The sequence below is a fragment of the Veillonella parvula genome, assembly GCF_001553335.1.
GTDB classification, from domain to species: Bacteria; Bacillota; Negativicutes; order Veillonellales; family Veillonellaceae; genus Veillonella; species Veillonella parvula_S.
Genome location: NZ_KQ960806.1, coordinates 78,415 through 87,495, shown reverse-complemented (window position 1 = coordinate 87,495; position 9,081 = coordinate 78,415). Strand labels below are relative to the sequence as shown.

General features: G+C 36.3%; 11 protein-coding genes. 1 reads left to right on the top strand and 10 read right to left on the bottom strand.

What is annotated here, in order from left to right:
• The 6 genes from HMPREF1865_RS08195 to cobU form a co-directional block, all read right to left on the bottom strand.
• Positions 1-810, bottom strand: an 810-nt coding sequence (locus HMPREF1865_RS08195; protein ID WP_072270807.1) for a pyridoxal phosphate-dependent aminotransferase, incomplete at its 3' end; no start/stop codon positions are given.
• 24 nt (positions 811-834) lie between these two features.
• On the bottom strand, positions 835-1,719 hold the full coding sequence (locus tag HMPREF1865_RS08190; RefSeq protein WP_060919793.1) for a GHMP family kinase ATP-binding protein: 885 nt from the start codon (positions 1,717-1,719) through the stop codon (positions 835-837).
• A 73-nt stretch (positions 1,720-1,792) separates the two neighbouring features.
• Positions 1,793-2,686: an adenosylcobinamide-GDP ribazoletransferase gene (cobS, locus tag HMPREF1865_RS08185; protein WP_060919792.1), complete on the bottom strand. Its 894-nt coding sequence runs from the start codon at positions 2,684-2,686 to the stop codon at positions 1,793-1,795.
• Complete coding sequence (gene cbiB, locus HMPREF1865_RS08180; RefSeq protein WP_004695785.1) at positions 2,686-3,678, bottom strand: adenosylcobinamide-phosphate synthase CbiB; 993 nt, start codon at positions 3,676-3,678, stop codon at positions 2,686-2,688. The genes cobS and cbiB overlap by 1 nt, the downstream gene beginning before the upstream one ends.
• A gap of 12 nt (positions 3,679-3,690) precedes the next feature.
• Positions 3,691-5,208, bottom strand: a complete 1,518-nt coding sequence (locus HMPREF1865_RS08175) for a cobyric acid synthase (protein WP_060919791.1) — start codon at positions 5,206-5,208, stop codon at positions 3,691-3,693.
• On the bottom strand, positions 5,201-5,779 hold the full coding sequence (cobU, locus tag HMPREF1865_RS08170; RefSeq protein ID WP_060919790.1) for a bifunctional adenosylcobinamide kinase/adenosylcobinamide-phosphate guanylyltransferase: 579 nt from the start codon (positions 5,777-5,779) through the stop codon (positions 5,201-5,203). Before cobU ends, HMPREF1865_RS08175 begins: the two co-directional genes overlap by 8 nt.
• A gap of 63 nt (positions 5,780-5,842) precedes the next feature.
• Here cobU and HMPREF1865_RS08165 point away from each other — a divergent pair, with 63 nt between their 5' ends.
• Positions 5,843-6,178 (top strand): hypothetical protein, encoded by a 336-nt coding sequence (locus tag HMPREF1865_RS08165; RefSeq protein WP_060919789.1) that lies wholly within the window; start codon positions 5,843-5,845, stop codon positions 6,176-6,178.
• Between the two features lie 46 nt (positions 6,179-6,224).
• On the opposite strand, the gene HMPREF1865_RS08160 is transcribed toward HMPREF1865_RS08165, so the two are convergent.
• The 4 genes from HMPREF1865_RS08160 to thrB all read right to left on the bottom strand — a co-directional run bounded on the left by HMPREF1865_RS08160 (position 6,225) and on the right by thrB (position 9,080).
• Positions 6,225-6,740 carry a cob(I)yrinic acid a,c-diamide adenosyltransferase gene (locus HMPREF1865_RS08160; protein WP_004695779.1) on the bottom strand — a complete coding sequence of 172 codons (516 nt, stop codon included), beginning with the start codon at positions 6,738-6,740 and terminating at the stop codon, positions 6,225-6,227.
• A gap of 64 nt (positions 6,741-6,804) precedes the next feature.
• Complete coding sequence (gene ndk / locus HMPREF1865_RS08155; RefSeq protein ID WP_004695778.1) at positions 6,805-7,212, bottom strand: nucleoside-diphosphate kinase; 408 nt, start codon at positions 7,210-7,212, stop codon at positions 6,805-6,807.
• A gap of 22 nt (positions 7,213-7,234) precedes the next feature.
• On the bottom strand, positions 7,235-8,110 hold the full coding sequence (gene htpX / locus HMPREF1865_RS08150) for a zinc metalloprotease HtpX (RefSeq protein ID WP_060919788.1): 876 nt from the start codon (positions 8,108-8,110) through the stop codon (positions 7,235-7,237).
• A gap of 55 nt (positions 8,111-8,165) precedes the next feature.
• Positions 8,166-9,080: a homoserine kinase gene (thrB, locus tag HMPREF1865_RS08145; RefSeq protein WP_060919787.1), complete on the bottom strand. Its 915-nt coding sequence runs from the start codon at positions 9,078-9,080 to the stop codon at positions 8,166-8,168.
• Position 9,081 lies beyond the last annotated feature (1 nt).

The window sequence follows — 9,081 nt, the reverse complement described above, 5'->3', positions numbered from 1 at the left end:
TGTATAGGATTGAGCTAATGTGTTAACAGACCAAGTTGGAATAAAACTATTTAGTTGCTCAATGATAAGAGGATTGCTGAAAGCAGCACCAATTCGTAGCCCTGGCACGGCATAGAATTTTGTAAAAGAATGAACCACGATAATATTATCAAACTCGTTAACTAGGGAGCGCATGGAGTATTCATTATCTTGTAATGTGTCGTTACCAACAAAATCGATAAAGGACTCATCTATAACAAGTAAACTATTAGCATCTTTCAGCATGCTTGCAATAGTACGAATATGGTTCTTATCAAGTAACGTACCATCTGGATTATTGGGATTACCTAGAAATACAATAATACGACCATCTTGCCCTTTTAACTCGGCTGCAAAAGTTTCTAATGCTAAATAAGGAACCTCAAAATAAGGTTTTCCATGTTCATCTTCCCGTGGTCTATAATAAATATCGCGTACTGGAATTCTACTTGCTTCTAAAGCAGCTTTATATTCAGAAAAACCTGGTGCGGGAACAAAAGCGCCCGTATAGCCAGGTAACCGACAAATTGCATATAATAGCTCTGCCGCTCCATTGCCAACTACAATTTGATTTTTATTCATACCATAGATATCAGCAATGGCATTTAATATATCATCATTTGTAGCATCCGGATAATGTGATATATATCGCAATTGAGGTTCTAATGCAGATAAGCCACGTTGGCTAGGGCCTAGTGGATTGATATTAGCACTAAAGTCAATAACCTCATATGGTTCAATTCGTTGTTCATGGGCAAACTGAAAGATATTGCCCCCATGTATTTTAGACATACTATTCTCTTTCTATGAAATACTTTATCGTTTGATATAAGTTAATCCTTCATTCGTAGTTTCAACCGTATCTACATAGGATAATTGTGGCAACTTACGCAAAATCTCATTCTTACAATCATTAATACGACCATAATCAACGGGGAATAATAGTCCCATAATGGTTCCGCTATGAGCGATGATTGTTCCTACACTATTATAAGAATTACCTACATCGTGAAAGTCATATAAATTAGGTTTATATAAAATACGCTGATTGCCAAAGGCACTCAATGTAGCAGCTTGGCCTATGAGCTTTATATCATGCGTTGTAAGACCTTGTTTAAACAAATCAAAGGATTCTTGTATAATAGATTCTTTTTCTAAAATTTTATTTTGTAAATCTGCTTGTTTATTAAAGCTAACTGTATCAATGCTACCGCCTTCATCAAAAACGAGGATTTTTAAAGGTGGGCACATACCTAATGGTTTAGAGATAGTCCCTTTAATATAATCAAACTGAGTTACACCTTGATAAAAAGAGGCATCTGTAGGCTCTACAGATAGACAAATTTGCTCAAGTTCTTTTAATGATAAATCATAGTCCATGGCCAAAGCTGTAGCCATAGCTGTTACAGAAATATCTGCCGAACTTGAAGCCATGCCTTTTCCTTGTAGAATATCGGATCTTACATACACAGGCGGGCAAATTTGATTTTTCTTTTTTTCTTGGACCAACTCTTGTACTAATTTACGAGCTTGTGCCGATTTTGGTTGAAGTGCACAAAATTCTTTAGAAAAAGGTTGTATTACATTACTCAATGCGTAGGAGTATCGATTAATTGGACATGTCACTAAAAATGACTGACCATCAATAGAACCTTGTAGAAATTCCCCACATGTACCTGGGGCTCTTACATAATAGGTCACATTAAACTCCTTTCACATCAAATAAAGTATACGTTCTAAAAATATTAAAACTTTGAAAATCAAAAATTTAGAGTTAGAACATAGTTGGATTATTAACTACTGTAGCTGATAGTATAGATAAAATTATGCTATATACCAGTATCAATAATACTTCAGTTACTTCCACAACAAATCCATATGTATCACCAGTAGTGCCACCTAACGCTTTTACAATATAGCGGTTTAATAATCGGTTAATAATATACGTAATAATCATGCTAACAATATTGATTTGGAAAATACCTATAGTAGCATATACTAACACACCTAATCCTACCAAATATCCTACATCAGGTGCTGATAAAATTGCATAAGCACCATATAAAAGTGTATATAATACTAAACCGATTAATAGTAATAGAATAGGCATAAAGAACGTAGATATGGTGTTATAAGTAGTAACATGTTTAGGTGCTAAATTAGCAAATGCTGCCCCCATCCCCTGTTCTCTAGCATATGGATAGGATCGAATACTAAAAACCATAGACCAACGGCTCATTAAAGGCATCATAATGAGTGCCATAGGAATAAATTCAGCCGATGGAATCGAAGCTAATAATTGCCATTTCAAAAGTGTAACAAATACAAAAGCAACAACTCCAAAGGAGCCTATACGACTATCTTTCATGATTTCTAGTTTACGTTCTCTTTCACGGCCGGAAAACAAACCATCGCTTGTATCCATCAAACCATCAGCATGAAGGCCACCAGTTATTAAAAACTCAGCCACAACGATAATTAACATCAATGGCATAATCGGAATAAATGGCGATAATACGCCATATAATATAGCCAATATGAGACCAATAATAAGGCCCACATAAGGAAAGGCTACAACAGATTTACCAAAGTCCTCTACAGACCATTCAGTTTGATTTACAATTTTTAAACGCGTTAAAAATTGTAGTGCTATAAAAAAAGGTGTCATTATACATTCATCCCATAGGTAATGACTGTACTAATGATGACCATTAGTATAGTCGTAACATACATCATATAAATTGTTCGAGTAATATGGTTACGGTTTAGCTTTTCAATAGGATCACCCATATATTCACGGAAGGTCATTTTTTTGAAATACTGATTGTAACCACCTAAACGGATATGTAAGGCCCCTGCCACAGGTGCTTCTGCATACCCCCCATTAGGACTAGGATGTTTTTTTGCATCACGTAAACCGATTTCTATTGCCTTTTTAGCATCAAAGCGTAAAAAGAATGCAGAAATTACAAATAATACAAAGGTAATTCGGGCAGGAATCCAATTTAATATGTCATCAAAGCGTGCAGCTACGCGACCAAAGTACAAGTACTTTTGATTCTTATAGCCTAACATAGAATCCATAGTATTAGCAGTTCTATAAAGAATAGCCCCCATAGGGCCACCGATAATAAAAAAGAAAAAAGGCGCAATAATACCATCTACCGTATTTTCCGCAATCGTTTCCACTGTAGCCCGAGTGATTTCGCTTTCATCTAAGTCTTCCGTATCTCGTCCCACAATCCATGATAAACGTTTGCGAGCATCTACGATATTACCTTGTTTTATTAACTGACTAATGGTAAAACCTGCGCCAGCCAATGAACGTGGAGAAATGGCAATGTAGAGGATCACTACTTCGAAAGCATAGTATACCCATTCGTCTACTACTCCACCTAGCCATAACAATAAAGATACTATGATATATACCGATATAAGAATTAAACCTACTGCAATACCACCGTACCACAATTTCTTCGTATCATTATCAGTGTCTTTATAAAGAACAGCTTCAAAAAAAGATATTATACGTCCAATAATGGCCACTGGATGATATTTACTATTGGGATCTCCAATAATTAAATCCAATAAAAATGCTAAAACTGGTATGCACACAAAGTTATACTTTGAAAACCAGTGAAAAATTGCTAAATGTTCCATATATCTCCTCTACTATCCCAAGGTAGACATAATATAATCCATATCTAGATGTTCCTCCACAATATCAGCTAAGCGATTATATGCCGCATTTTTATGGTCAAAATAATGGAATACTACATCTAATGGTTGTAATCCCTTGCGTTCACGTAATTGATTGATAATAAAACGTCTAAACTCGTCATTATCAAATACACCGTGAATATATGTACCCATTACTTGATGATTACCATCAATAAAACCATCAATAACATTGACAGCCTCTTCACTGCGACTTGTAATTGTAAAGCAACGAGACACCGAATCTGCTAGTGGCGTAGTATCCCCCATATGAATTTCATAGCCTACTAATTTTTCACCCCTGAAAGTACCATTTAAAAACTGTAAATTAGATACATTGAATTGTACTTGATGGGTAGTTTTTTGAGCCTTCATAGTCGTGGATGATTCAACAAGGCCAAGTCCTTCAATTTCCTCGATATCACCTTCCATATGATGCGGATCATAAATAGTTTTACCTAACATTTGGTTACCGCCACAAACACCGATAACAGGTGTACCTTGAACAGCCAATCTTTTGATTTCATCAGCAAAGCCTGTATCACGTAAATATGTTAAGTCAGCCAATGTATTTTTAGAACCAGGTAATATAATTAAATCTGGCGTACCGATAACATCTCCAGGGCCTACAAAACGGACAGATACATCTGGCTCATAATTAAGTGCATCAAAGTCTGTGAAATTAGAGATTTTAGGTGTTTGCATAACTACGACCTGAATATCTTTAGTACCACTATTGCGTTTGTTCTCTAATGCAACAGAATCTTCTTCATCAATATCGAGGTTCTCAATGGCAGGAATAACACCTACCACTTTTTTACCTGTTTTTTCTTCAATAAATGTAAGAGCTGGTTCTAATAGTTTGATATCACCACGGAATTTATTGATAACGATACCTTTAATAAGATCGCGTTCTTCTGGTTCTAATAATTCTAAGGTACCAACAATGGACGCAATAGCACCACCTCGGTCAATATCTGCAATGAGAAAAACTGGAGCTTGAGTCATCTTGGCAATACGCATATTTACAATATCATTTGCTTTTAAGTTAACTTCTGCAGGACTACCGGCACCTTCGATAACCATCATATCAAAATTTGAGTCTAAGAAATCAATAGATTCTTTAACCTTATCTAAAGCGGTTAGTGAATATTTTGTATGATATTCTTTGGCACTATATACGCCAACAGGTTTCCCCATCAATACAACTTGAGACGATTGATTTCCTGTAGGTTTTAATAACACAGGATTCATTTGAACAATTGGATCAATGCCAGCGGCTTCGGCTTGAGCGACTTGAGCACGACCAATTTCATCGCCCCATTTTGTCACATAAGAATTGAGGGCCATATTTTGTGCTTTAAAAGGAACGGTCTTAAAACCTTTTCTATAAAAAATACGGCATAATGCAGTACAAAGAATACTTTTACCTACATTAGAACTCGTTCCTTGAAACATGATTTTCTTAGCCATTTATATGAACCTCCTGTGATTTCAATTCAATGGTAACACCACTAATTGTTAAATAGAGTTTATCTGCAACAGAAGCTACTGCTCGATTCACACGACCAGCAATATCTCTAAAATATCTAGCCAGTTTATTATCCGGCACAATACCTAACCCAATTTCATTGGTCACAAATATAACTGTTTTACCTTCACATGATTGTATCGAGTCTAATAAAGTGTCTAATTCTGAAAGTATTGTCTGTTCTAATCTATTAGCATCTTCTTGACCACGAATGGAGCCATAAGCCATCATGTGATTGGTAGTGAACATGGTTAAACAATCTATAAGAATTACATCTGCTGATTGACTGATATTTTCCCATTCATCAGCTAAATGTAAAGGTACTTCAAAATTATTCCATATTTTTCCTCGTCGCTCTTGATGTTTTTTGATGCGATCCACCATTTCCTCATCAAAAGCTTGGCCCGTAGCTACATAAGCTTTTGTCCCCTTTGTAGCCAATGCTAAACGTTCAGCAAATTCACTTTTTCCACTGCGTGCCCCACCGGAACACAATATAATTTGTGATTTCATAATGCACCTATACAAGAATTTATAATTTCAGTATCATTATAAGTATAACAAAGGAGCGATACTATGGAAATTATGAATATGAAACTAAAAATGATGGCTACGCTATGGGATAATACATATCGTGTTGCCATCGATGACGAACAAGGTAAATATATTGGTACTGCACGAGTAGTAGTGAATGTTCCTCTACCACCAGAAGCTTTACCTGAAAACGCACCGCAAGTTGAAGCACAGCTATTAGTATTGGTTGAAGACTTTGATTTCGGCGCTGATAAAATTATAAACTTTGAAACAACATTAGCCGATTTATTAAGAGAAAAATTCCGTTATGAAATTCCTCATATCTTCTTTTACTATCCTAGCCCTCAAGATGTTTTAAACCAAACAATTTCACAATAGGTCTATAACGAGCAAAAAGCTATGTAAAATACATAGCTTTTTTTGTTCATTCAGCTCCAAGTTCTTCCTCTACACGACACAAGATAAAGCAAAGGTCGGATAGACGATTTAAGTATTTTAAATTAGATTCGTGAACACTTTCACCAGCGTCTAATACTCGCCATAAAGCGCGTTCCGCACGTCGAGTAATCGTTCTAGCTACATGTAAATAAGCAGAAGATTGTTTTTCACCGGGAATGACAAAACTAGATAAAGGTTCTAACTTTGCATCAAAGCGATCAATAACTTTTTCTAAATGCTTTACATATTGCTCAGTTATTACCGGAGCAGTATTTAAACTTGCAATATCAGCCATTAATGTCCATAAGTTTCGCTCAATATCGTATAATTCAGCAGCAACACGTGGATTTTCAGCATAAGCGCGAGCCAAGCCTAAAAAAGCTTGTAATTCATCGATTGTACCATAAGCTTCTACGCGTAAAGATGATTTTTGGACACGTTCTCCCGTGTATAAACCAGTTGTACCAGCATCACCTGTTTTTGTATAAACACTACTTGCCATATGATTACCTCCTATAGATATACATGGATGTAGAAATAAAAGCTAAATGATCCCAACCTTGAGATTATTTGTATTCAGGGAACCAAAGATGAATTTCACGAGCAGCAGCTTCTGGAGAATCAGAAGCATGTACTACGTTAGCATCCATTGTTAGGGCATAGTCACCACGAATACTACCAGGGGCAGCATCTACAGGATTTGTTGCTCCGTTTAAAGCACGTACGGATACAATTGCGTTCTCACCAGCTAAAACAAAAGCAAGAACTGGGCCTGATGTAATAAAATCAACTAATTCACCAAAGAATGGCTTTTCCTTATGTTCTGCATAGTGTTCTTCCGCTAATTCACGAGGTACTTGTAAGAGTTTTAATGCTTTAATAACAAGGCCTTTACGTTCATAACGGCTAAGGATTTCACCACTTAATTGACGTTTAACTGCATCTGGTTTAATTAAAACTAATGTTTCTTGCATGATACCCTCCAGTAAATACTAATTATAATATTGCCTTTTCTTTATACTTTGGATTCATAGCTTGTTTCTTTAACTTTTGAATACGTTCTTCCGTGCGAGGATGTGTACTAAAAAGATTGCTCAAGCTTTCACCAATTCCCATCATAGGATTAATAATAAACATATGGGCTGTAGCATTACTTGCATTAGGCAATGCACCATGTTTAGAGTAGTAGTCAATTTTTGCAAGTGCAGAAGCCAATGCTAATGGATTGCGACACATATCTCCGCCCCCCTCATCAGCTAAAAACTCACGTGTACGGGAAATACTCATCTGAATAAGACCAGCTGCGATAGGTGCAATAATGATTGTACCAATAAGCGCCAAAGGGTTAGCGCCTTCTCGATCATCGGAACGCCCAAATATGGCAGTAAATTGAAGTATATTGGCTATCATAGAAATAGCACCAGCCATCATAGCTGCAATTGTACTAATCAATGTATCTCGATTCTTAACATGTGTTAATTCGTGTGCAAGCACACCTTCTAACTCTTCATCAGTTAATAGACGTTGGATACCTTCTGTAACAGCAACTGCTGCATGACTAGGGTTTCTACCTGTTGCAAATGCATTCGGTACTTCACTGGGAATGATATAAACCCTTGGCATTGGTAAATTACCATTTTTAGCCAATTTCTCTACCATTGCATATAGTTTTGGATTAGACTGTGCAGTAACAGGTTGAGCATTGTATTGGGCTAAAACGATTTTATCGCTGTACCAATAAGACATAAAATTCATACCCATAGATATGACAAACATCATAATCATACCGCTTCTGCCGCCAATCATATCACCAATAACCACTAAAATGGCCGTTAGCGTAGCTAACAAAAGTGTTGTTTTTATATTGTTCATAGTTTCCTCCAATTATTGTTATGGACTATGCCTAACACTATAATTATACCATAAACTATATAATTAACGCTCCAGTTGTATCAGCTTCTAAGCAATATATTTTATTTTCAATCTCATTTGCTGTGAATACAGCCCCCATAGCCTTTGCTACCTCTTGTACATGAGCTTTATCAACATATGCAATCAGAGTAGAACCCGATCCACTGATAGTAGCACCGTAAGCTCCAGCAATTTTTGCGGCTTCAAAAACTTCATCACAATGAGGAATCAATGTCTTACGATAAGGTACATGCAAGTTATCATCTAAGGCAACAGATAAATTACTTAATTGATGCGTAATTAAGCTTGTTACAAATAATGAAGCATGACTTACATTTTGCACAGCTTCTTTAAATGGAATATGATTTGGTAGCACAGAACGAGCATATTCAGTAGATACCATGACTTCTGGTACTACAACAGCAAAATGTAGCTCCGGAGGAATAGAAATGACCGTGTTTAGCACCTTATTTTTTAAACCTGTAGCACAACATAAATTTCCGTAAATAGCTGGCGCCACATTATCTGGATGACCTTCCATACGATTTGCTATAACTAGTAACTCTTCTTTTGAAAGTGGATGCTTTACTAATGCGTTCGCCAGTAAAAGTCCCCCTACTATCGCCGTACTACTGCTACCTAGTCCACGAGAGGGAGGAATCAAGGTTTCAGAAGTTATATGACCATATCGAATTGGTTCTTGAGCAGTAGCAAAAACTTGATCCATAGCAAAGCCAATTAGATTCTTTTTAGGATCTTCAGCGCGTAGAATATCCGCACCAAAACCTTCAAAAGTATATGTATATTCTGTAGCATTTTCATCTGGTGTAAAGCTGAATATATTATAAAGATTTAGTGCTAATCCTAAGCAATCAAAACCTGGGCCACAGTTTGCACTAGTGGCAGGTACTTGTACACGAACAGTATTCATA

Bases quoted from the DNA above. Each gene is read 5' to 3' on its own strand.
- cobS (WP_060919792.1), bottom strand. From the start codon at position 2,686: ATGACACCTTTTTTTATAGCACTACAATTTTTAACGCGTTTAAAAATT.
- cbiB (WP_004695785.1), bottom strand. From the start codon at position 3,678: ATGGAACATTTAGCAATTTTTCACTGGTTTTCAAAGTATAACTTTGTG.
- HMPREF1865_RS08175 (WP_060919791.1), bottom strand. From the start codon at position 5,208: ATGGCTAAGAAAATCATGTTTCAAGGAACGAGTTCTAATGTAGGTAAA.
- cobU (WP_060919790.1), bottom strand. From the start codon at position 5,779: ATGAAATCACAAATTATATTGTGTTCCGGTGGGGCACGCAGTGGAAAA.
- HMPREF1865_RS08165 (WP_060919789.1), top strand. From the start codon at position 5,843: ATGGAAATTATGAATATGAAACTAAAAATGATGGCTACGCTATGGGAT.
- HMPREF1865_RS08160 (WP_004695779.1), bottom strand. From the start codon at position 6,740: ATGGCAAGTAGTGTTTATACAAAAACAGGTGATGCTGGTACAACTGGT.
- ndk (WP_004695778.1), bottom strand. From the start codon at position 7,212: ATGCAAGAAACATTAGTTTTAATTAAACCAGATGCAGTTAAACGTCAA.
- htpX (WP_060919788.1), bottom strand. From the start codon at position 8,110: ATGAACAATATAAAAACAACACTTTTGTTAGCTACGCTAACGGCCATT.
- thrB (WP_060919787.1), bottom strand. From the start codon at position 9,080: ATGAATACTGTTCGTGTACAAGTACCTGCCACTAGTGCAAACTGTGGC.